Source organism: Micromonospora sp. WMMD712, assembly GCF_029581295.1.
Lineage (GTDB): Bacteria > Actinomycetota > Actinomycetes > Mycobacteriales > Micromonosporaceae > Micromonospora > Micromonospora carbonacea.
On sequence record NZ_CP120743.1, the window covers coordinates 2,570,493 to 2,591,240 of the forward strand.

At 70.2% G+C, this 20,748-nt stretch carries 20 protein-coding genes, 1 other RNA gene and 1 pseudogene; 8 read left to right on the plus strand and 14 right to left on the minus strand.

The window, feature by feature from the left end:
* Window positions 1-3 precede the first annotated feature (3 nt).
* The 5 genes from O7633_RS10725 to O7633_RS10745 form a co-directional block, all read right to left on the minus strand.
* A complete protein-coding gene (locus O7633_RS10725) occupies window positions 4-1,671 on the minus strand; it encodes a CotH kinase family protein (RefSeq protein ID WP_282327620.1) in 1,668 nt (555 codons plus the stop codon).
* A 114-nt stretch (window positions 1,672-1,785) separates the two neighbouring features.
* Complete coding sequence (locus O7633_RS10730) at window positions 1,786-2,625, minus strand: ABC transporter permease (protein ID WP_278128399.1); 840 nt, start codon at window positions 2,623-2,625, stop codon at window positions 1,786-1,788.
* Window positions 2,622-3,581: an ATP-binding cassette domain-containing protein gene (locus O7633_RS10735; protein WP_278128401.1), complete on the minus strand. Its 960-nt coding sequence runs from the start codon at window positions 3,579-3,581 to the stop codon at window positions 2,622-2,624. The genes O7633_RS10730 and O7633_RS10735 overlap by 4 nt, the downstream gene beginning before the upstream one ends.
* A gap of 30 nt (window positions 3,582-3,611) precedes the next feature.
* Window positions 3,612-4,451 carry a DUF4097 family beta strand repeat-containing protein gene (locus tag O7633_RS10740; protein WP_282327621.1) on the minus strand — a complete coding sequence of 280 codons (840 nt, stop codon included), beginning with the start codon at window positions 4,449-4,451 and terminating at the stop codon, window positions 3,612-3,614.
* Between the two features lie 213 nt (window positions 4,452-4,664).
* Window positions 4,665-5,198: a YlcI/YnfO family protein gene (locus O7633_RS10745; protein ID WP_278128404.1), complete on the minus strand. Its 534-nt coding sequence runs from the start codon at window positions 5,196-5,198 to the stop codon at window positions 4,665-4,667.
* Window positions 5,199-5,322: 124 nt separating this feature from the next.
* Here O7633_RS10745 and O7633_RS10750 point away from each other — a divergent pair, with 124 nt between their 5' ends.
* Both O7633_RS10750 and O7633_RS10755 read left to right on the plus strand, forming a co-directional pair.
* Complete coding sequence (locus O7633_RS10750; RefSeq protein ID WP_282327622.1) at window positions 5,323-6,315, plus strand: EamA family transporter; 993 nt, start codon at window positions 5,323-5,325, stop codon at window positions 6,313-6,315.
* Window positions 6,312-6,992 carry an HAD family hydrolase gene (locus O7633_RS10755; protein ID WP_282327624.1) on the plus strand — a complete coding sequence of 227 codons (681 nt, stop codon included), beginning with the start codon at window positions 6,312-6,314 and terminating at the stop codon, window positions 6,990-6,992. Before O7633_RS10750 ends, O7633_RS10755 begins: the two co-directional genes overlap by 4 nt.
* Window positions 6,993-7,008: 16 nt before the next feature.
* Here O7633_RS10755 and O7633_RS10760 read toward each other — a convergent pair whose 3' ends face one another.
* The gene (locus tag O7633_RS10760) at window positions 7,009-7,722 is read right to left on the minus strand and encodes a TetR/AcrR family transcriptional regulator C-terminal domain-containing protein (RefSeq protein WP_282327625.1); all 714 of its coding nucleotides are present in this window, start codon (window positions 7,720-7,722) and stop codon (window positions 7,009-7,011) included.
* A 77-nt stretch (window positions 7,723-7,799) separates the two neighbouring features.
* Here O7633_RS10760 and O7633_RS10765 point away from each other — a divergent pair, with 77 nt between their 5' ends.
* Complete coding sequence (locus O7633_RS10765) at window positions 7,800-8,030, plus strand: hypothetical protein (protein ID WP_278128411.1); 231 nt, start codon at window positions 7,800-7,802, stop codon at window positions 8,028-8,030.
* A 28-nt stretch (window positions 8,031-8,058) separates the two neighbouring features.
* On the opposite strand, the gene O7633_RS10770 is transcribed toward O7633_RS10765, so the two are convergent.
* On the minus strand, window positions 8,059-8,271 hold the full coding sequence (locus O7633_RS10770; protein ID WP_278128413.1) for a DNA-binding protein: 213 nt from the start codon (window positions 8,269-8,271) through the stop codon (window positions 8,059-8,061).
* 71 nt (window positions 8,272-8,342) lie between these two features.
* Here O7633_RS10770 and O7633_RS10775 point away from each other — a divergent pair, with 71 nt between their 5' ends.
* Window positions 8,343-8,543 (plus strand): hypothetical protein, encoded by a 201-nt coding sequence (locus tag O7633_RS10775; protein WP_282327627.1) that lies wholly within the window; start codon window positions 8,343-8,345, stop codon window positions 8,541-8,543.
* Window positions 8,544-8,843: 300 nt separating this feature from the next.
* Here O7633_RS10775 and O7633_RS10780 read toward each other — a convergent pair whose 3' ends face one another.
* A complete protein-coding gene (locus O7633_RS10780; protein WP_282327629.1) occupies window positions 8,844-9,539 on the minus strand; it encodes a tyrosine-type recombinase/integrase in 696 nt (231 codons plus the stop codon).
* 61 nt (window positions 9,540-9,600) lie between these two features.
* Between O7633_RS10780 and O7633_RS10785 the strand changes: the two genes are divergently transcribed.
* Together O7633_RS10785 and O7633_RS10790 are read left to right on the plus strand one after the other, a co-directional pair.
* Window positions 9,601-9,945, plus strand: coding sequence for a hypothetical protein (locus O7633_RS10785; RefSeq protein WP_282327631.1), 345 nt, complete (start codon window positions 9,601-9,603; stop codon window positions 9,943-9,945).
* A 38-nt stretch (window positions 9,946-9,983) separates the two neighbouring features.
* Window positions 9,984-10,451 (plus strand): annotated as a pseudogene (locus tag O7633_RS10790) (HAD family hydrolase); the annotation flags it as partial.
* Between the two features lie 1,180 nt (window positions 10,452-11,631).
* On the opposite strand, the gene O7633_RS10795 reads toward O7633_RS10790, so the two are convergent.
* Complete coding sequence (locus O7633_RS10795) at window positions 11,632-13,305, minus strand: DUF6119 family protein (RefSeq protein ID WP_282327632.1); 1,674 nt, start codon at window positions 13,303-13,305, stop codon at window positions 11,632-11,634.
* A gap of 745 nt (window positions 13,306-14,050) precedes the next feature.
* An RNA gene (gene rnpB, locus O7633_RS10800) (RNase P RNA component class A) lies at window positions 14,051-14,469 on the minus strand.
* Window positions 14,470-14,692: 223 nt separating this feature from the next.
* Between rnpB and O7633_RS10805 the strand changes: the two genes are divergently transcribed.
* Entirely contained in the window at window positions 14,693-15,454 is a 762-nt protein-coding gene (locus O7633_RS10805; protein ID WP_282327634.1) for a sulfite exporter TauE/SafE family protein, read from the plus strand.
* Between the two features lie 55 nt (window positions 15,455-15,509).
* On the opposite strand, the gene O7633_RS10810 is transcribed toward O7633_RS10805, so the two are convergent.
* Window positions 15,510-16,742: an MFS transporter gene (locus O7633_RS10810; RefSeq protein ID WP_278128445.1), complete on the minus strand. Its 1,233-nt coding sequence runs from the start codon at window positions 16,740-16,742 to the stop codon at window positions 15,510-15,512.
* Window positions 16,743-16,795: 53 nt separating this feature from the next.
* Here O7633_RS10810 and O7633_RS10815 point away from each other — a divergent pair, with 53 nt between their 5' ends.
* Window positions 16,796-17,278 carry a MarR family transcriptional regulator gene (locus O7633_RS10815; RefSeq protein WP_278128447.1) on the plus strand — a complete coding sequence of 161 codons (483 nt, stop codon included), beginning with the start codon at window positions 16,796-16,798 and terminating at the stop codon, window positions 17,276-17,278.
* 144 nt (window positions 17,279-17,422) lie between these two features.
* Here O7633_RS10815 and O7633_RS10820 read toward each other — a convergent pair whose 3' ends face one another.
* The 3 genes from O7633_RS10820 to O7633_RS10830 form a co-directional block, all read right to left on the minus strand.
* The gene (locus O7633_RS10820) at window positions 17,423-19,075 is read right to left on the minus strand and encodes a sodium:solute symporter (RefSeq protein ID WP_278128449.1); all 1,653 of its coding nucleotides are present in this window, start codon (window positions 19,073-19,075) and stop codon (window positions 17,423-17,425) included.
* Complete coding sequence (locus O7633_RS10825) at window positions 19,075-19,317, minus strand: DUF3311 domain-containing protein (RefSeq protein ID WP_278128451.1); 243 nt, start codon at window positions 19,315-19,317, stop codon at window positions 19,075-19,077. Before O7633_RS10825 ends, O7633_RS10820 begins: the two co-directional genes overlap by 1 nt.
* Before the next feature lie 201 nt (window positions 19,318-19,518).
* Window positions 19,519-20,748: a bifunctional RNase H/acid phosphatase gene (locus O7633_RS10830; protein WP_282327637.1), complete on the minus strand. Its 1,230-nt coding sequence runs from the start codon at window positions 20,746-20,748 to the stop codon at window positions 19,519-19,521.

Consider the following 20,748-nt stretch of genomic DNA (forward strand, 5'->3'; position numbering starts at 1 on the left):
TGCTCACCCGCCGGCTGCGGCGGCCCCGCCCCAGCCGGCGGACGAATCCAGCCACGCCATCCGCTCGGTCATCCAGTCCCGCATGCACCGGACCTGCCCCTGCCAGGTGTCGGCGGTCGGGGTGACGATGGGCCCGATCTTCTCGGTGGTCAGGTTCGGCCACCGCTGGAAGTTCCGTTCGGCGGCATTGACCAGCGGGGCCGTGATGGCGGCGAACCGGGCGTCGAGCTGCGCACCGGAGAGCGGACCCCGGCGCAGCTCGGCCCAGCGGGCCCGGACCAACCCGACGAACGCGGGGTCCGTGACCAGCCGGTTGATCCAGTTGTTGGGCTTCGGCCAGCGCGGCTGCTCGTACTGCCAGCCGGCCGTCTCCAGGTTGTCCCCGCCACCGACGCCGTAGGTGATGTCGAGGTCCCACAGCGGCCCGGCGGTGATCTTGCCGCCCCGGTCCTTGTAGAAGTAGGAGCTGCGGGCGTAGGCGTCGAAGTTGCGGGTCAGCTCGTTGAGGATCAGCGAGTCGACGAACGATCCGACGTCGATCCAGGCGGGATAGCCCGTCGTCGGGTCGGCGAAGCTTCGGGTCTGCATCAGGTCGTTGAACTGCTGGAGGTGGCCGGTGAGCCAGGCCTGCTGCTCCGGTTGCAGCGGCGACGGGTCGACCACCTCCAGGTAGTGCCAGCAGGTCGCGGACCGCCCCACGCACTCCAGGGTCGGCTCCTCGGCCGTCAGCCACTCGAACTTGAAGATGTACCCGCCGGAGATGGCCGGCAGGGTGACGTCGTCGGGATCGAGCTCCTTCAGGTCGAGCCGGTTCTTCGCGTTCTTGATGGTCTCCACGATCATGTAGACGCCCTGGTAGTCCTCGGCGCCCAACGGCCGGTCGGCGACGTTGAGATAGAACTCGACGAAGGCGTACCGGGGCGCCTGGTACCCCAGCTGGCGGGCCAGGTCGAAGGTCAACGCCTCCCGGATCAGCGCCTTGTCGGTGTACGGGCCCCGCAGCACCCAGTCGGACTCCGCGGGCATCCCCAGCACCGGATAGTCGGCGTCGTCGTCCTCGTTGTCCCGGAACTCGACCCGGTACGGGGCCTTGTCGAACAGGGAACTCGACGTGCCGCGCAGGTGGTAGCCGATCCGGGTGGCGAGGGTCGGCGTCGCCGAGAGCGACGCGTATCCCCCGGTCGGCTCGAAGAGCAGGGCCGCCGCGTCGACGTAGTCCCGGCCCGGCTTTCCCTGCCCGTACCCGTCGATCGCCAGGATCGGCAGGTCGAGGCTCACGTCCGTGGCCCGGGCCAGGTAGAGCGCCGTGCCGGGATCGCCGGCCGGCGTGCCGTCGGCGAACGGCCGCGCCCGCAGCTGGGTGGTGCCGGAGAGCAGCAGGGGCGTGTCGTCGTACCGGCGGGAGTCCGGCCCGGGGAGCGTCCCGTCGGTCGTGTAGCGGATCTCGGCGCCGGCCACGCTCGTGCCCAGCGAGACGGAGAGCCCGCCCTGGAACGTGCCGCTCGGCACTGAGAAGTCGATGTCGCCGGTCAGATCGTCCGGCGAGTCCGCCGCCGCCGTCGGCGCGCCCCGCACGTCGGCCGCCTTCTCGGGGACCGGCGCGGTGCCGCCGACGGCGACCAGCGAGATCGCGGTCGCGATGCCGAGCAACTGGGCCAGCAGGTTCCGCACCGTCACTCCCATCAGGCCCGCCGAGCAGACCAACCCAACGTATCGAAGTAGTTGGATTTTACGCGCCAGGCGGGCTGATCGGGGTGTCCGATGGGCGCACCGGGAACTCCACCGTCAGCGCGCGGGCTCCCGGTTGAACAGCCGCCTGGACCAGAGGTAGCCGCCCAGCGCGATGGCCGCGCACCAGGCGAGCGCCACCCACGCGTCGCCGCCGACCGGCTCGTCCATCAGCAGGCCGCGCAGCGTCTCGATGATCGGCGTGAACGGCTGGTGCTCGGCGAACCAGCGCAGCCCGGCCGGCATGGAGTCGGTGGGGACGAACCCGCTGCCGAGGAAGGGCAGCAGGACCAACGGCATGGGCAGGTTGCTGGCGGTCTCGACGCTCCCGCTCACCTGGCCGAGCGCGACGGCCAACCAGACCAGCGCGAAGGCCACCGCCGCCAGGAAGCCGGCCGCGGCCAGCCACCCGCCCGGCCCGGCGGCGGGCCGGAAGCCGACCAGCAGGGCCACCCCGGTCACCACCGCCACGCTGAACGCCGCCTGGATCATGCTGCCCAGGACGTGTCCGGTCAGCACGGAGACGCGGGCGATGTGCATCGTGCGGAACCGGGCGACGATCCCCTCGGTCAGGTCCATGGCGATGGTGATCGCCGTCCCCTGGACCGCCGCCGTCACGGTCATCAGGATGATCGCGGGGGCCACGTAGTTGGCGTACGCGGCCCGCCCGCCGGCCGCGCCACCGGGCACCGCCCCGCCGAGCCCGGCGCCCAGCGTGCCGCCGAACACGTAGACGAACAGCAGCAGGAAGACGACGGGCATCGCGACGAGCGTCACGGTCATCGACGGGTAGCGCAGCATGCGCCGGAGGCTGCGGCGCAGCATCGTCGCCGAGTCGCGCAGCGGGTGCAGGCGGAGGGCCGCCGGGGCGGGGCCGGTGAGGGCGGGGGTGGTCATCGGGTGGTCACCTTCTCGTCGGTGGGGCCGCCGGTGAGGGCGAGGAAGACGTCGTCGAGGTCGGGGGTGTGCACGGACAGCTCGTCGACCTGGACGGCCTGGTCGTCGAGCCGGCCGATCAGGGTCCTCAGCGAACGCAGGCTGCCGTCGCCGGGCACCCGCAGGGCCAGCGCGTCGCCGTCCCGCGGGACCGGGCCGAGCACGCGCCGGGCCGCGTCGAGGCTCTGCTCGTCGGTGAACCGCAGGCGGACGTGCCCGCCGGGGATGCGGCGCTTGAGCTCCTCCGCCGTGCCCTCGGCGACCACCCGGCCCCGGTCGAGGACCGCGATCCGGTCGGCCAGCTCGTCGGCCTCCTCCAGGTACTGCGTGGTGAGGAAGATGGTGACGCCGCCGGCCACCAGCTCCCGGACGAGCTGCCACATGGTGCGGCGGCTGCGCGGGTCCAGCCCGGTCGTCGGCTCGTCGAGGAAGATCACTCGCGGGCTGCCGACCAGGGTCATCGCCAGGTCGAGCCGCCGCCGCATGCCACCGGAGTAGGTCGACGCCGGCCTGCGGGCCGCGTCGGTCAGGTCGAACCGGGCGAGCAGCCGGGCGGCGAGCCGCCGGCCCTCGGCCCGGGGCAGGTGGTGCAGGTCCGCCATCAGCAGCAGGTTCTCCTCGCCGGTGAGCAGGTTGTCCACGGCGGAGAACTGGCCGGTGACCCCGATCGCGGCGCGCACCGCGCCGGGTTCACGGGCCAGGTCGTGCCCGGCGACCCGGACGTCACCGGCGTCGGCCACGAGCAGGGTGGACAGGATCCGCACGGTGGTGGTCTTCCCCGCGCCGTTCGCGCCGAGCAGCGCGAAGACCGTGCCGGCCGGCACGGACAGGTCGACACCGTCGAGTACGACCTGGTCGCCGAACGACTTCCGCAGGCCGGTCGCGGCGATCGCCGGCCGGGTTCGCGTACTGGACATGGTTGTTCTCTCCTCGGGCCGCAAGGGGGGTCAGGAGCGGTGGATGGTGATGTCGCCGTAGGAGGTGGCGGCGCGGACCTCGACGGTCTGTTCGGTCCCGCCGGGCCGGCCGGTGTTCTCCAGCAGGTTGCGCACGTGCCCGTACCCGGTGTTGACCTCCAGCCAGGCGGCGGTGCCCTCGGCGATGCCGATGTCCAGGTTCCCGGCGGCGGTGCCGAGCACGATCGCGCCGCGGACCACCTCGCCGAGCCGGATGCTGCCGTTGGACGTCTTCGCGTCGACGCCGGCACCGGCCCGCTCGACGTGGATGTCGCCGTTGGCCGCGCGCACCCGGGCGTCGCCGGTGGCCGCGTCGATGCTGGTGTCGCCGTTGGAGTTCTTGACCGTCGCGGCCCCCTCGACCTCGCCGAGCTCGACCCTGCCGGAGCCGGTGGAGACCTCGGCGTCGCCCGCGACGGCGTCGACGGTGACGTGACCGATCCCCGTGTGCAGGCGCAGCGGGCCGGCCCGTTCGACCCGGACGTCGCCGGTGGTCCTGATCCGGCACTCGCCGAGCCGGCCGGCGCAGCGGACGTCGCCCATCACCAGGTGGGCGGAGAGCGGGGAGCCGCTGGGCAGTTCGATGGAGACCTCCACCGACCTGCTCTTCTTGGAGAAGTCGAACGTGCGCTTCGGGCCGGTGACCTGGAGCGCGCCGTTGGCGTAGTCGACCCGGACCTGCGCGGCGGCCTGCACGTCGGACTCGTCGGTCTCGTCGCTGGGCCGGACCTCGACGACGGTGTCGGTCCGGTCGCTCGCGGCGACCCGCACGTGGGCCACGCCGAGCTCCAGCGTGACGGAGATCGGTTCGGGGGTCTCGAAAGTAGGCATGGTCGTCTCCACATCGTGGGTGGGTGGGTCGTCCCCGCAGGTCGGGGACGTGCGGCCGGGGCGGCGCGCCCGGCGTGCTGCGCGGTGCGGCCCGGCATGAGGGTGGTGCCGCCCGGTGCGGCGTGCCGTGCCGCTACCCGGGGCGGCGTGGGGCGGGTGCCGCCCGGGCTGGCGTGGCGTGGTGCCGCCCGGGGCGGCGTGGGGCGGGTGCGGTCAGCGCACCCAGCCGGTGAAGCTCTGCCGGGCGCGCCTGCCGCTGTCGCGGGGCTCGGGGCGCTGGTCGTGGTCGGGCCGTTGCAGGGCGGCGGTGGCGGCGCGGACCAGCCAGGCGTTGACCGAGCGGCCCTCCCGCGCCGCCGCCTCCTCGATCGCGGCCTTGAGCTGCTCGGGCAGGCGCACGTTGATCCGCGCGGCGGGGCCGTCCTCGGCGATCGGCGGGACGGCGTCCGGTGTGCCGCCACCCGCCGCCGCGACGCCTGCCGCGGCGGGCTGGAGCGGCTCGGCGGGCGGCGGGGTGACGACGAAGTCGGGGTCGCGCCCGCGCAGACGCAGCTCCACCGAACCCGGGGCCAGGTCCCGGGTGATCTCGTCGGCGGCGGCCGACAGCGCCTCCAGCAGGGTCATCCGGATCGCCGATTCCAGCGGCCCGGTCAGGCGCTCGACCAGCAACCGCGACTCGTCGCCGCCGGCCTCGGCGAGGGTGGCGAACTCGCGCCCGAGGTTGCTCACGTAGGAGGTCAGGTCCATGGCATCACTATGGCACATCTATGGCACACGAACAAGCCAACTTGGCACAGCGGTGCCGCCATGGATGGCACCACGGCGGCGTAATCGGATCGAACGGGCTTCCCGCGCCGCATAGGTTGGTGCCGTGACGACGACAGCGGGGGCCACGCACCGACGTACCCGAATCGGGCTGCTCCAGGTCTGCGCGGCCGGCGTCCTGTGGGGCACCGGCGGGCTCGTGGTCACCGTGCTGCACAACCGCGACGGCCTCGGCGCGATGACGGTCAGCGCATGGCGGATGGCGCTGGCCGCCGTCGCCCTGGTCGGCTTCGCCGCGGTGACCCGCCGGTCGGGCGTCGTGCTCGCGACGCTGCGCACCCACCCGGTGCTGGCCGTCGTGGTCGGCGTCGGCACCGCCCTCTACCAGGCCCTCTACTTCGGCTCCGTCCTGCTGGTCGGCGTGAGCGTCTCGACCGTCGTCTCGCTCGGGCTGGCACCGGTCCTGACCGCCGCCTGGGAGCACGCCGCCGCCCGGTCCCGCCCGTCGCTGCGCGAGGTGGCCGTGCTGGCGGCGGCGCTCACCGGGCTGGTGCTGATCAGCGCGACCGCCGGACACGGCTCACCCGCCCCCGGCGGCCGGCCGGGGCTCGGGATCGTCCTCGCCGTCGCGTCCGGGGCCACGTACGCGGCGACGACGCTGCTCGGGCACACCCTGGCCCAGCGGGTCGACTCCGTGGCCCTGACCACGTGCGCCACCGCCGCCGGGACGCTGGCCCTGCTCCCCTGGCTCGGGATCGCCCTCGCCGCGGGCGAGCCGGTGCTCACGGCAGACCCCGCCTCGCTCGCCCTGCTGGCCTACCTCGGGGTCGCGACGATGGCCCTGGCGTACGGCCTGCTCTACGCCGGGCTGCGGACGACGTCCGGGTCGGCCGCCACGGTGGCCACCCTCGTCGAGCCGCTCTCCGCCGCCCTCCTGGCGGCACTGCTCCTGGGTGAGCGGCTCACCGCGCCGGCGCTGCTCGGCGGCGCACTCATCCTCGCGGCGGTCGTCGCCCTGCAACCTGCGGGCCAGGACCGGACCGCCCCCGCAGCGGCCCGGCCCGGCCCGGCGCAGCCCGACGGGGCCGCCGGGCCGTGACCGCCGTTCTCGCCTCCCTCGTCGGCCGCGCCCGCGTGCTCCTGCTCGACTTCGACGGGCCCGTGTGCGCCGTCTTCGCCCGACACCCCGCGTCGGCCGTCGCCGACGAGCTGCGCCGGCTGCTCGCCGGCCGGGGCGTGCCCCTGCCGCCCGGGATCCGGCACGAGCCCGACCCGCTCGCCGTGCTGCGCTTCACCGCCACGCTCGGCCGCCCCGCCGTCGTCCGGCTGGTCGACGAGGCGCTGACCCGCGCGGAGGTCACCGCGGCCCGCACCGCCGCGCCGACCCCGTACGGCAGGGAGGCCATCGTCGCCGCCCACCGCGCCGGCCGCCGGGTCGCCGTGGTGTCGAACAACTCCGCCGCGTGCGTCCGCGCCTACCTGGACGCCCGCGGACTCACTTCGTACGTGCACCCGGTCGTCGGCCGCCCCGAGGGCGCGCCGGGGCGGATGAAGCCCGACCCGTACCCGGTGCTCGCGGCCCTGCGGGAGTGGGACGCCGAACCGGCGGACTGCGTCCTGGTCGGCGACTCGGCCACCGACGTCGAGGCCGCCCACGCCGCCGGGGTCGCCGCCATCGGGTACGCCAACAAGCCCGGCAAACGCGCCCGGCTCGCCACGGCGGACGCCACCATCGACAGCATGGCCGAGCTGGTGGCCGCCCTCTCCCCCGCCTGACGGCCGCCCGGCCCGGTCAGTCCGATGCCCCCGCCCGGCCCGGTCGACCCGCTGTGCCCGCGCGTGCCGCCGCCCGGAGAATGCCGTCGAGGCCCTCCTCGAACAGCAGGTCGTCGTCCCACCGGGTGTCGTCCAGATGGCCGGAGGCGTGGAGGGTCGGATAGGCGTCGGCGCTCGCGGCGACGTGCTGGCGGGCGGCGGCCCTCACCCCGGGGTCCGCGTGCTGCCGCCAGGTGGCCTCCGTGAGCGACGCGCCGATGACGTAGTTGGCCAGCATCCGCGTGGCCACCGCGAGCCGGAGCCCCCCACAGCCGCCGCGCACCAGCGCCGCCTGGAGGAACTCGGTGCGGGCCAGGACGTTGGGCCCGAGCATCGGCCGCCCGATCAGCCCCGGCGCCCAGGGATGGCGCAGCATCGCGGCGCGCCAGGCGCGGACGAGGACGAGGACGTCCTGTCGCCAGTCGTCGGTCACCTCGGGGACCGGCACGTCGCCGAAGACCCCGTCGACGGCCAGGTCCAGGACGTCGTCCTTCGTCTTGACGTGCCAGTACAACGCGGTGGCCGTCACGTCGAGCCGGTGGGCGAGGCGGCGCATCGTCAGGCCCTCGATGCCGTCGGCGTCGAGCAGGGTCACCGCCGCGCCCACGATGCGGTCGAGGGTCAGCGGCGGCTTCCGCCGGGCGCGCGCCGGCTCCGCGCGCAGCCAGACCGGCGGGGGCGTGGTGGTCATGGAGTTCATTCTAGTACGGTGGACAGGCAACTTAACGTTGGTAAGTTGCTTCGATGATCGGCGAGGGGAGTGGGGTCGTGCCTCTGCTGCGGGTCCACCTCGACAGCGACCGGGTCACCGCCCGACGCATCCTGCAACTGCACCAGGAGGGCAAGACCCACCACGAGTCACGGGAGGCGGCGCGGGACGCGGTGTGGCGGCAGGGCCGCACCCCGGCCGGCGAACCGGTCTTCGTCGGCATCACGAACGGCCGGCGTAACGTGCAGTTGCTCTACGACGTCGAGGTCTACTCCGACACGGTCGCCTGAGCGCCCACACTCCCTTCCTCGACGGGAGTCAGTCCAGGTCCCCGCGCTTGGCGGCGATCCACGCCTCGACGTCCTCGGCGAGCCAGACGTTGCCCATCTGGAGCGTGGCCACCGGCTCGGGGAAGTCGCGCCGGCTGGTGATCTGGTAGACGCGCTGCCGCGAGACGCCGCCGAGCATGGTCCGGATCTCCCCCGAACCCACCAACCGCAGCCTCCTACCCATGTCGCTGACGCTAGGCATGCGCCGACTAGGCGTGTGTCACGTTGATAGAGGACTAGTTGTTTGGAGCACTAGTCGATTACCCTTGTCGCGTGACTAGATTCAAGTGGTTCCAGCGCACCGGCCAAGCAGTGGACTACGTGGCCGGCGAGCCGACCCCGACCAGGAACGGCCAGGGGGCGCACGCGCGGATCGGCCGCGCCGCTGCCCCAACACCACAGCTGTGGCCGCTGATGGCCAGGGTCGGCGCTGGGCGTCCGGCGCAGGCCATCAAGCGGCTCGACCAGAGCTGAACGGTGCCGATCCCCCGGCGGCAGCCAGAGCCCCCGTTCGCCGTCCTGATTGCCGGCTACGTCGTCGACTTCCACCACCGTTCCGTCTGCTCGAAGTGCTCCGACGACGGATGCCCGCGCCTGGCGGCGGCCGGCGAGACCCTGCGCGCGTGGCGGGACCGGAAGAGCCGACGTGAAGGCCGGTGACGTGCTGCACCTGAACCGGGCGGCAAGCCCTCAGTTCGTACGGCCGATCTTCTTCCGCCTCATCAAGGTCCGCACCGAACTGCACACGTACGCCGGCTGGATCTGGCTCGACGGCTACCAGTTGGACGAGAGGGGCCAAGCCGTGGCCCGGAGGGAGTTGTACGTGTTGGAGGCAGCCGTCAGGTTGCTGCGCACTCCTCGCAACAACAGCGGCCACGGAACACGGAGAACCCAACAAAGCACCAGCTCGGAGCCCCAATCGAGGCGCTGAGCTGGTGGGCGACGGACGAGTCGACCTGTACGCCGGGTTACGAAGGTGAAATGCCCGCTGAGCTGGGGCGGAGCCCGGCGACAACCGCTGTGGGCCGTCGCTGGGCCGTCAGGGCTTATCCCCGAGGCAAACAGTTCGTCGATCGCGTTGCGGGTGCGTTCCTCGCTGGCCGGCATCAGGTGCGTGTAGACGCGGAGGGTGAAGCCGGGGTCGGCGTGGCCGAGGTACGACGCGAGCGCCTTGATGCTCTCCCCCGCGTCGAGCAGCGACGAGGCGTAGAAGTGGCGGAGCGCGTGCATCCCGGTGGCCCTGGTCGGCGTGATGCCGGCCGCCACGACAGCCGGTCGCCAACTCTTGTTGTCGAAGGTGCGCTGGTTGATCGCACCCCGCCGGGTAGTGGTGAACAGCAGCGGCACCGTCACCCGCTCGTCGTCGGCCGGGTTCTCCCACGGCAGGGTGAGCGGCACCGGGGCGAAGTCGTCGAGGTGCTGGCGCAGCACCTGGGCGACGGAGTCGGGCAACGGCACCCCGGCGGTCACGGTCGTTCTTGGGCAGCCCGAAGACGAGCCGGGACCGGACGAGCTTGACCTGACGCGAGACATGCACCCACCCCGCATCGAGGTCGATGCCATCGACACCGAGCCCCAGGATCTCCCCCTGCCGGAGCCCGCAGCCCGCGCCGAGGTCGACCATCGGGCGGTACCGCCGGGCGAGGCCACCGCGGATTGCCGAAACCTGTTCGTACCGCCACGGCACCACCCGACGCTGCACCGGTCGCGGCGGCGTGGCCGACTTTGCCGAACATGGATTCTTGGCGATCCGCTCGTCGTCGACGGCCGCACCGAGGATGGTCCGCAGGTGCGCGAAGACGACGGCCCGGGTTGCCGGAGCCAGCTTGCCGACCATCGCCGCGTCCCACTCCCGGATGTGACCCGGCTTGATTGACGCCAGTTGCCGAGAGCCGAAGAACGGCAGCAGGTGCTTCCGTCGTCCGCCTGGTCGACAAGGCCCTGACCCGCGAGGAAGTCACCGCGGCTCGCACCGCCGAACCGACCTTATACGCCCGGGAAGTCATCGTCGCCGCCCACCAGACCGGCCGCAGGGTCGCCGTGGTGTCGAACAACTCTGCCGACTCGGTTCACGCCTACATGCACGCCCGTCGACTGATCGGATACGTGCACCCGGTTATCGGTCGCCCCGAGGCCGCTCCCGAGCGGATGAAGCCGGACCCGTTCCCGGTGCTGGACGCCGTGCGGGAACTCCGTGCCGATCCGGCGGAATGCGTCCTGGTCGGGGACTCGGTCAGCGACGTCGAGGCCGCCCACGCCGCCGGAGTCGCCGCCATCGGGTACGCCAACAAGCCCGGCAAGCGCGAACGGTTCGCTGCCGCAGACGCCGTCATCGACAGCATGGCTGACTTGGCGGCGGCCTTCGCCATCGACGAGCTGTAGCACTTTCTAACCGACAGATCATTAGAAACAATTCCAATTGCAAGAAATGGACCGTAGATCACAAAATAAAACGCCCATTATCGTGATCAAAGCCACATCGCGACCAGCCCGGACCCTGGGCCACCTCGCCCCTGCCCAGACGTGCCCTCTCCGCCCTCGCGAGCCAGTCGTAGGATCGAATCATTAGATTCGGGCGAGAAAGAAACAGTTCCGATATGCGCTCATTGTCATCCAACGTGCGTTTATGCGCACGCCCGATAATTACTACACCGACCGCCGTGGTATCCAAATTCGGATAGGACAACGAAAGGGAGTCCCGACCTACTCTCCTCAGCCAACCTCGCCACCTTTCAATCTGGTCGATGCCCTCCCTCAGTTGCCCGGACGGCTCACCCCTACGCCTACCAGTTCCGCGATCCGGGTTACCGATATTGAACAGATGAGTATCAGGACGCTGCAACTCAATTATGTGCCAGGAAAGCCCTCCGCTGTTTAGGCGAGCCACCATAAAGTCAAGCTCAAATTCACGCGCAAACCAGGGGTGGGGCTTGACCCAACAACACCCTAGGCCTAGATCATCTGGAGCGACAAGATGCGGATGAGCACCAAGAAAGCGCTGCATTTCCAACTCACCCTTAGCGGCATTCAGGGCGCGATTATAGAGCTCAAGCGGGCCGGAGTCTGCTCCTTGGTCGCAAACCCTTGCAAAGCCGCTTCTCCGCAACGTTTGATCATAGCCTCGAACAATTAGATCCCAATCCATTGGTGGCATATCTCCTAGCAAAGTAGAAGCTGTGTCGACGCGGCATCTTACCGCAGATACGACCACCGCGGGATAAGGCGAGCGAGCGGCAACGGTCAGGGTGCAGACTGTCCTTCCATGCCTCCACACCCCGACCGATCACGAAGGAGAGCGAGATGCCCGACTTTCCCCATAACCGTGCAGCGAGGAATGCAGCACCTCACGAAGGCCGAAAGCCACAGTCGCCGAGCGAGTACGAAGAAAGCACCGAGCGCTATATGATACACCTTCCCTTCAACGCTTCAACGCTCGACGACGCCATGACTTTTGCGGCGCAGATTGCAGGCGTAATGGCGTTCAGTCCCAGCGTTGAGCACACCGAAATTACTATCAGCTTGGAGGATGAGCAAAATCGACATTATCGAATAATCTGCGGCCTCAGAACAGCCGCAGGTTCTCGTTGCGATCGTCGCGAGGGCCACTTGCCCCCCTGCCTCCCCCTATAGACCTACGAGGAGAGGGGACGCTGCCGGGCTTGATGAAATCGATTTTGGCCAGCGCAACGCCCAGTCCAGCCCCATGAATAGCACGGACCGCAAGGTCCAGATTTACCTTACTGAAAAAGAACAGCGAATCAGCGATCCTTCCCGGCCTGTCCGTAGCTATCGCAAAGACGACCTTCCAGTCCTCAAAGTCTCCGACGCGAGGAACTCCTACCAATTTGCCAAGGTGCTGAAGAACGACACCCCGGTATTGCCTATTGTCCCTGAAGAGCCGCGCCGACACCGACCCCTGGGCAAATAAATGCGAAAGAGTAGGCGACGATCGGTCCATCTTCTTTACACAAATCATTTCCTTACGCCTTGTCAGCAGATCACAGACTTCCACTTTCAGGTTCTTGCCACCCTTGGCATAGAACAGTGACTTATCCAGCACGACATGATCATTGCCCACCAACGCTTTAAGGTTATACCTACCCTCATCCTCCGCCCCCGCAACCCAAGAACGAAGAGGAAGATTGCCAGTCAAATCAGGTATGCTCCGGACTCGCTCTTGCAGATCACTAAGGTGGTCTTTGTCAATACGATACCAAGCGCCAGAGCAAGGCGCGTACACCTCCTCCCCCAACTCAATCTCAGTCACTAGGTAAGGCATGAGCGAGGTCTTGACTGACCTCTCAATTCCATCAAAATAGGCGTGCACTTGGAGAGACATCATCGGGTCAGGAATCTCCCACTGCGACATAACCTCCAGGATGACGCTCCTGCTTAACTCACCTTGGATTTGAAGAGACTTTCTTCCCCATTTGAGAAGAAAGCGGTCAGGGCTAGCCAGACGATCCGAGTCAGGGTTCATGAAATCCACTCCCTCCCCGCCAGAAAGAAGGAGTTCATCCACCTTCGCTTTAAGCTTCGAGTGGAGTTCACCTCTTGTCCGAGGGACGCGAGTGAAGTAGTCAAGGAAAGGGAACTTCTCCTTGTACTCCCGGGACTCATATGCTGCAACTACCTCGTCGAGCTTCTGGGGCAACGACGTATAGCTGAACGATTTCATCGTAAGCCGCAGGGAGTCGCCACCTGCAATTCCGGTGCCAATCTCTTCTGGCGGCTTGCCTTCCAGGTACCGCACAAGGTCAACCGTGGGTTCAATGCCAAGACGGTGCAGAGAGCCAGCCGACGGCATCGAAACCACCTGACTACGCCCCGACCCGGCAATCGCGCGTGTATCAACGCCTTTTAGTGCCTCAGCATCAATTGCGTTCGCCGCCACCCTCAGGCCAAACCCAGCTTCAATTTTGCTTGAATCAACCGCATGGCGACCCGTTCCATAGACAAGCAAGAATTTGTGCCCATGACGCTTAACTTTGACCACCGCGCCCGTGCTTTGATTCTTAAGCCCTATTAACTCTTGATCCTTTTGATTAAGCGCTATCAGCATCAGGTCTTCCTGCCATTTTGGCACATTCACTTTAGAAGATTTTACATATAATCCGATTTCCAGGCCTTCGATCTCCTTGACCGCAACCTCTTTATAGTCTTCGTCGATTACAGCCCTCAAACCCCACTCACCCTCGTCAAGATCATCACGAAGCTTGAACAGAACCAGATCCACTCTTCCCCCTAAAGGCAAGGAACAGACCACGTTATCGAACCAAGCGGAGTCGGAATATCCAGATAGCGGCCTTGACAACACAGTGCGGCATCTTCCGGATTTGACAGAGGAAGAGATTAGCCTTCAGTCGGATTTGCGACGGGCCGTTGACGTGAGCGGAGCGCGTCGAGCGCACCCACCTCGTGAAGATGATTCAGCCGGCAAGGTCAGCCAGGAAGGAATTGCCGAATAGTTCTTTTGTAGATCAAGGCACCGCGCTCCGCGCGGTGCGGGGCGGCAAGCCCGGCCGGCGGCAAGCCGCCCTGGACGCCTACTGCACCGGGGCGGCAAGCCGCCGACAGCCGCCGGGACACCGCCCCACCAACCAGAGGGACCAGGCCAGCGAGGCCGTGACGGAAGCCGGCGGGGTCGGCCTGGTCGCGTGGTCGGGGCTTCCGGCTGCCGCACCAGTCCAACCCCGGGACTGGCTTGCCACCGGGTAGCCGGGTCACGCCAGCAGCTCGACCGCCAGGACGTACCCGGCCCATCCCGCAGGCCGTCCGCCGTCGACGAGGACCAGGCCGCCACCGAGCCCTCAGCAGGCCACCGCAGACGGGTCCAACTGATCGGATTCCTGGGCCGTCTCTGGGCCGTCTGGGCCGTCACCGGGCCGTCAAACGCCACCTAACGATGACCAAGAACGACCATCGACTCCCGACATAGAACCAGCTCAGAGCCATGATCACGGCTCTGAGCTGGTGGGCGACGGACGAGTCGACCTGTACGCCGGATTCTGTGCCTGGCGCGCGCCCCTCGCGGGGTTGCGCGCCAGCGGCGGCCATCCATCTAGGCCTGCCGTCGCCGGCAGGCTCCAGCGGCCTACCCGCAGACATCGGGCGGGCAGCCCTCAGGCGTCTGCGCAGGTCGTCATCTTGCGGTGACGGCCCATTTTGGCCTTGCTCCGGGTGGGGTTTACCGAGCCATCCCGGTCACCCGGGATGCTGGTGGGCTCTTACCCCACCGTTTCACCCTTACCGTCCCCGTTGGGGGCCGGCGGTCTGTTCTCTGTGGCACTGTCCCGCGGGTCGCCCCGGGTTGCCGTTAGCAACCACCCTGCCCTGTGGAGTCCGGACGTTCCTCGGCGACGGGCACCTGGCCCGCCGACGCGACCGCCCGGTCGACTCGTCCGTCGCTCCCCCATCCTAACGATCGCACTGCCGCGCCCATTTCGCGGCCTTCCGGGCTGGCCGCCGACACCATGTCGGCGACATGGCGGGATCCCAGCGCTCCGGATACCGCCATGTCGCCGACATGCAGATGATCAAGGAGAGCGGACGGGGCGAGGCGGGGCAAGGGGGGACGGGGCAGGGCCGGGCGGGGCGGGGCGGGGCGGGCTAGCCTCGGCGGCGTGGACTTCTCCGACGCCGCGCTGCTGGTCACCGCCGGTCTCGCCGCGGGCACGGTCAACGCGGTGGCCGGCGGCGGCTCGCTGATCACCTTCCCGGCCATGATCGCGGCGGGCCTTCCGCCGGTGCCGGCGAACGTGAGCAACTCCGTGGCGGTGTTCCCCGGGTACGTGGCGAGCGTGGCGGGCAGCCGCACGGACCTGCCGCGCGGGCGGGCGCTGTGGGCGCTGCTGCCGACCACGGTGGTGGGCACGATCGTCGGGTGCCTGCTGTTGCTGGGCACCCCGGCGCGGGCGTTCGAGCTGGTGGTGCCGTTCCTGGTGCTCGGGGCGACCGCCGTGCTCGCGTTCCAGGATCCGCTGCGCCGCCTCGTCGGGCATCCGGCCGAGCTGGGGCCGCGCCGCCGTACGGTCACCGTGCAGGCCATGGTCGCGGTCGGCGCGGTGTACGGCGGCTATTTCGGCGCGGCCCTGGGGGTGATGCTGGTGGCCGGCCTGGCGCTGGTGCTGGACGCGACGCTGGCCCGGGTGTCGGCGGTGAAGAACCTGCTCTCGGCGACGGTGGGGCTGACCACGCTCGTGGTGTTCGCGCTGTTCGGCCCGGTGAACTGGGCGGCCGTCGGGGTGGTGGCCCCGGCGACCCTGGTCGGCGGGTACGTCGGCGCGCGGCTGGTGCGCCGGCTGCCGCCGGTGGTGCTGAAGACGCTGATCGTGGCGTTCGGCACGGCCATCGGCCTGTACCTGCTGTGGCGCGCGGTGCGCTGAGCCGACCTGCCCGGACCGACGTGCGCCGAGCCGCCCCGGCCGGCTCGCCACAGGCTCAGTACGCCTCGCCGACCGGCTCCTCCGGGGCGTGTTCGTTGCGCGCAGCGGCGCGGTTCCAGCGGGCCCAGAGCACCCGTTCGCCGTGGCCGGCGGCCATCCGGTGTGCGGTGGCGAGGTAGACCAGCGCGCCGGCGGCGAGGACGCCGAGGCCGACCCAGAAGGGCAGGGCGAGCCCGTGCTCGGCGAGCTTGCCGGAGATGATCGGGGCGGGCGCGGCGGCGCCCCAGCGGACCAGGTTGAACGCGCCGGTGGCGACCCGGCGGTCGGCGGCGCCGAGGCCGAGGGCCAGGTCGGTGAGGTTGGCGTTGGCAAGGCCCATGAACAGGCCGGCGACGACGAGCACGACCAGCGACATGGCGGTGCCGGTCGAGGTGGCGAACAGCACCATGCAGGCCAGCAGGCCGGCGACGGCCACGCCGACGGTCTGCACCGCGCCGATGCGGTGGGCGAGCCGGTGGCCGACCACGAGGATGCCGGCGGCGAGGCCGAGGCCCCAGCCGGTGAACGCGAGGCCCAGCGGGATGACGTCGAGGCCGAGGAAGAGCGGCGTGTAGCCGAGCACGACGAAGAAGACGAAGTTGTAGGCGGCGGTGACGGCGCACAGGGCCACGAACGCGGGCCGGCGGTAGGTGGCGAAGATCGCGCCGAGGCGTACCGGAGGTTGGGGGTTTGCCGGCTCGCGGAGCCGGCGGGACGCGACGGCGAGCGCGAGGACCATGAAGATGCCGCAGACGAAGAACGGCAGCCGCCAGCTCACCTCGCCGAGCAGGCCGCCGAGCAGCGGGCCGACGGCGAAGCCGAGGCCGAGCGCGGTCTCGAAGAGGCCGACCACCCATTCGCGGTCGTTGGCGAGGTTGACCAGTACCACCATGGCGGTGGCGAAGAACATGGCGTTGCCCAGCCCCCACACGCCGCGCAGCACCGACAGTTGCACGATGTCGTTGCTGAACGAGGCGCCGATGGCGGCCAGGCCGACCACGGAGACGCCGGTGATCAGCACGGGCTTGAAGCCGAACCGGCCGCTGGCCAGGGTCGCGGGGATCATGCCCAGGGCCATGACCGCGATGTACGCGGTGAACAGCAGCTCGACCTGCCAGGCGGTGACGCCGATGGCCTCGCCGATGGCGGGCAGGATGGGGTCGACGACGGCGATGCCGGCGATGGCGAGGAAGGCCACCAGGGTGGTGGCGTAGATGGCACTGCGGTGGGGTTCGTTGCGCCGGTCCACTCCGCCTCCCGGATAGCTGTATCGTACAGTTAGTTTTCTTGTATCCTACAGCTATGAGCGAGGACGGCACTGCGGAAGGCACTGCGGAAGAGGTCACACTCGGGCGGATCGAGACCGAGGTGGCGCTCCTCATGCGACTCGGCGAGGCGACCCGGCGCGCCACCGGCACGGCCGAGCACCGGGTGCTGGACCGCGCGGCGTACGTGATCCTGCGGCACCTCGACAGCGCCGGCCCGCAGAACGTCTCGGCGCTCGCCGCCCGGCTCAACCTGGACGGCTCCACGGTCACCCGGCAGGTCTCCGCCATGCAGCGCGACGGGCTGATCGCCCGCGCCCCCGACCCGAGCGACGGCCGGGGCACCGTCGTCTCCCCCACCCCGGCCGGGCTGCACCGCATGGCCGCCGTCCGGGCGGCCCGCACCCGGCTCTACGGCGACGTCCTCGCCGACTGGGCCCCGGCCGACCGCGACACCCTGGCCGACCTGCTGCGCCGGCTCAACGAGGCGCTGGAGACCCGGGCCCGCACCCGCCGCTGACCGCCGCCGCCAAGCGCGCCCCGCCGCCGGGCACGCACCGCCGCCGGGCGTCCGCGCCCTCCCGCCGCGCCGGGCGCGCGCCTGGCGGCAGCTCGTTAGGAAGGGCCCCCTGTACAACAGAATGCGTTAACAGGGGGCCCTTCCTTACCCCACAGGGGCGGCGTCGGCGTCGCGGGCCGGGCCCGGGGTGACGCGCGGGTCGCCCTCGTCGGCGAAGTAGTCGTCCGGCGTGGTGCCGTCGCGGCCCGCGTCCACCTTCGCCGCCCGCAGGGCCAGGGTCACCAGGGCGGCGACCAGCAGGTTCACCAGCACCGCCACGATCCCCACGTAGATCGTCTTCTTGGTGTCGAAGCCGAAGTCGCTCAGCGGGAACGCCGAGCCGCCGAAGTGGGCGCGCTTCGTCGCCGGGTTGGGGATCTGGTAGAGCATCCACATGCCCAGCCCCATGCCGGCCGCCCAGCCGGCGATCAGCGCGCCCCGGTGGAACCAGCGGGTGTAGAGGCCCAGCGCCACCGCCGGCAGCGTCTGGAGGATGATCACGCCGCCGATGAGCTGGAGGTCGATGGAGAACTGCGGGTCGAGGAAGACGATGCAGGCCACCGCGCCGACCTTCACCACCAGCGAGGTGATCTTCGAGACGTTCGCCTCCTGGGCCGGGCTGGCGTCCCGCTTCAGGTACTCCTTGTAGATGTTGCGGGTGAACAGGTTCGCCGCCGCGATCGACATGATCGCCGCCGGCACCAGCGCCCCGATGCCGATGGCCGCGTACGCGACCCCGGCGAACCAGTCGGGGAACTGCTGGTCGAACAGCACCGGCACGACCGTGTTCGCGTCCGCGCTGCCGGGCGTCGACCCGGGCAGCGGCTTCACCCCCGCCGCGATGGCCATGTAGCCGAGCAGCGCGATCAACCCGAGGACCAGGCTGTACGCGGGCAGCGCCGACATGTTCCGCTTGATCACGTCCCGGTTCCGGCTGGCCAGCACGCCGGTGATGCTGTGCGGGTAGAGGAACAGCGCCAGCGCCGAGCCGAACGCCAGGGTGACGTACTGGAGCTGGTTGTTGGCGTTGAGCAGGATCCCGTCGTTGGGGTTCTGCGCCGTGGCCTGGAACTTCGCCTCGGCGGCGTCGAAGATCGAGCCCCAGCCGCCCAGCTTCTGCGGCAGCCAGAGCACCGCCACCAGGATCACCACGTAGATCAGCGTGTCCTTGACGAACGCGATCAGCGCGGGCGCGCGCAGCCCCGACTGGTAGGTGTAGGCGGCCAGGATCGCGAACGCGATGATGATCGGCAGGTGCCGCGCGAGGGCGCTCTCGCCGGTCACCCCCATGGTCTTGAGCACCGCCTCGATGCCGACGAGTTGCAGCGCGATGTACGGCATGGTGGCGACGATGCCGGTGACCGCGACGACCAGCGCCAGCACCGGCGAGTCGAACCGGCTGCGGACGAAGTCGGCGGGGGTGACGAAGCCGTGCCGGTGCGACACCGACCAGAGCCGGCACAGCACCAGGAACACCATCGGGTAGATCACGATCGTGTACGGCACCGCGAAGAAGCCCATCGCGCCCGCGCCGAACACCAGCGCCGGCACCGCCACGAACGTGTACGCCGTGTAGAGGTCACCGCCGACGAGGAACCAGGTGATCCAGCCGCCGAAGCTGCGCCCGCCCAGCCCCCACTCGTCGAGGTGGGCCATGTCCCTCGGCGCCCGCCACCGGGCCGCCACGAAACCCATGACGCTGACCAGCAGGAACAGCACCGTGAAGACGATGATCTCGGTCAGATGGTCGCGCCACATCAGTGACCGCCCCGCTTCCTGGTCAGCCGGTAGACCAGCGTGGTGGTGGTCACGCCGAGCAGGATGTAGGCCAGTTGCAGCCAGTAGAAGCGCGGGAACCCGAACACGCGCGGCGCGTCGGCGTTGAAGAACACCGGGATCAGCGGCACCACGATCGGGACGAACAGCAACCAGTTCCAGGGGCTGTGGTCCTTCGCCCTGGACGACGCCGAGCCGGGTTCCTCCGGTTCGGATGCGGTCATACGACACACCTCCGGTGGTCTCGTCTCCCCATGACGGCCGGACGTTACGACGTGGTGACGGGCGTCACGTTCGACCGGCGTGGGACGGTGCGCCGAGCGGGCCGCCGGGTGCGCCGAACGGCATGTCCGTCGATGTCTCTCCGGTCGCGGGCAGACGAGACCGGCGGCCGTCCCGTCGGGCGGCCGCCGGTGAGCGGTGGGTCAGAGCGCGGCGAGGTGGGCGGTGTCGTTGACCGAGCGCACCGCGACGCCGCCGTCGGGCCACCGGTCGAGCACCGAGATGCCGGCCGCGTCGAGGTAGAGCCGGTGCAGGAACGCGTCGTCGGCGGCGAGGGCCTCGCGCAGCACCAGCTTGATCGGCGAGACGTGCGAGACCACCACCACGGTCTCCCCGGGGTACGCCCCGACCAGCGCGTCCGTGGCCCGGGTCACCCGGGCGGCGACCTCGGTGAACGACTCCCCGTCGGGCGGGGCGACCCGGGTCGAGGCGAGCCACGCGTCCAGCTCGCCCTGCCAGCCGGCGCGCACCTCGGCGAAGGTGCGCCCCTCCCACGCCCCGAAGTCGCACTCGATCAGGTCGTCGTCGGTGCGTACCGGCACGGGCTCGCGCAGCGCCCCGGCGATCGCCCGCGCGGTGGCCGTACACCGGGACAACGGCGAGCTGACCACGGCCGCGACGGCCGGGGCGAGGGCGGCCACCCGGGCGGCCGTGGCCCGCACCTGGGCGCGGCCCCGGGCGGACAGCGGCACGTCGCCGCGGCCGGAGTAGCGGCGCTGCTCGGTGAACTCGGTCTCGCCGTGCCGCACCAGGATCAGCCGGGTCGCGGTGTCGCTGGGGCGCGGCTCCCAGGAGGCGGGGGCGGTCGCCGGGTCGGTGCCGGCCCGCTTCGTGGCGGCGCGGGCGGCGGCCTCCCGGGCGAGGGCGCGGGCGGGCGAGTCGGGTGCGGCGACCTCGCGGGGCGGCTCGGCGGCGGGCCGGGCCGCCCCGCCCGCGTCGGCCTTCCGGGCCTTCCCGCCGGTGGCCGCCGCGTCCATCGCGGCGTTGGCCAGGGCGTCGGCGTGCCGGTTGCGCTCCCGGGGGATCCACTGGAAGCGCACCGCCGCGAACCGGCCGACCAGCGCCGCGGCCTGCGCGGCCAGCGGGCGCAGCCCCGGGTGCTTGATCTGCCAGCGGCCGCACATCTGCTCGACCACCAGCTTGGAGTCCATCCGGGCGTCGACCTCGGCCGCGCCCAGCTCGGCGGCGGCCTCCAGGCCGGCGATCAGCCCCCGGTACTCGGCGACGTTGTTGGTGGCCGTGCCGATCGCCGCGGAGCGTTCGGCGAGCACCTCGCCGCTGACCGCGTCCCGGACCACCGCGCCGTAGCCGGCCGGGCCGGGGTTGCCCCGGGACCCGCCGTCGGCCTCGACGACGACCGCGCGCACCGCCAT

What these genes read in the sequence shown, in the direction of transcription:
- O7633_RS10730 (WP_278128399.1), bottom strand. Translation starts at nt 2,625, where the DNA reads ATGACCACCCCCGCCCTCACCGGCCCCGCCCCGGCGGCCCTCCGCCTG.
- O7633_RS10735 (WP_278128401.1), bottom strand. Translation starts at nt 3,581, where the DNA reads ATGTCCAGTACGCGAACCCGGCCGGCGATCGCCGCGACCGGCCTGCGG.
- O7633_RS10740 (WP_282327621.1), bottom strand. Translation starts at nt 4,451, where the DNA reads ATGCCTACTTTCGAGACCCCCGAACCGATCTCCGTCACGCTGGAGCTC.
- O7633_RS10745 (WP_278128404.1), bottom strand. Translation starts at nt 5,198, where the DNA reads ATGGACCTGACCTCCTACGTGAGCAACCTCGGGCGCGAGTTCGCCACC.
- O7633_RS10760 (WP_282327625.1), bottom strand. Translation starts at nt 7,722, where the DNA reads ATGACCACCACGCCCCCGCCGGTCTGGCTGCGCGCGGAGCCGGCGCGC.
- O7633_RS10770 (WP_278128413.1), bottom strand. Translation starts at nt 8,271, where the DNA reads ATGCCTAGCGTCAGCGACATGGGTAGGAGGCTGCGGTTGGTGGGTTCG.
- O7633_RS10785 (WP_282327631.1), top strand. Translation starts at nt 9,601, where the DNA reads ATGCACCCACCCCGCATCGAGGTCGATGCCATCGACACCGAGCCCCAG.
- O7633_RS10815 (WP_278128447.1), top strand. Translation starts at nt 16,796, where the DNA reads ATGAGCGAGGACGGCACTGCGGAAGGCACTGCGGAAGAGGTCACACTC.
- O7633_RS10820 (WP_278128449.1), bottom strand. Translation starts at nt 19,075, where the DNA reads ATGTGGCGCGACCATCTGACCGAGATCATCGTCTTCACGGTGCTGTTC.
- O7633_RS10825 (WP_278128451.1), bottom strand. Translation starts at nt 19,317, where the DNA reads ATGACCGCATCCGAACCGGAGGAACCCGGCTCGGCGTCGTCCAGGGCG.
- O7633_RS10830 (WP_282327637.1), bottom strand. Translation starts at nt 20,748, where the DNA reads ATGGCGGTGCGCGCGGTCGTCGTCGAGGCCGACGGCGGGTCCCGGGGC.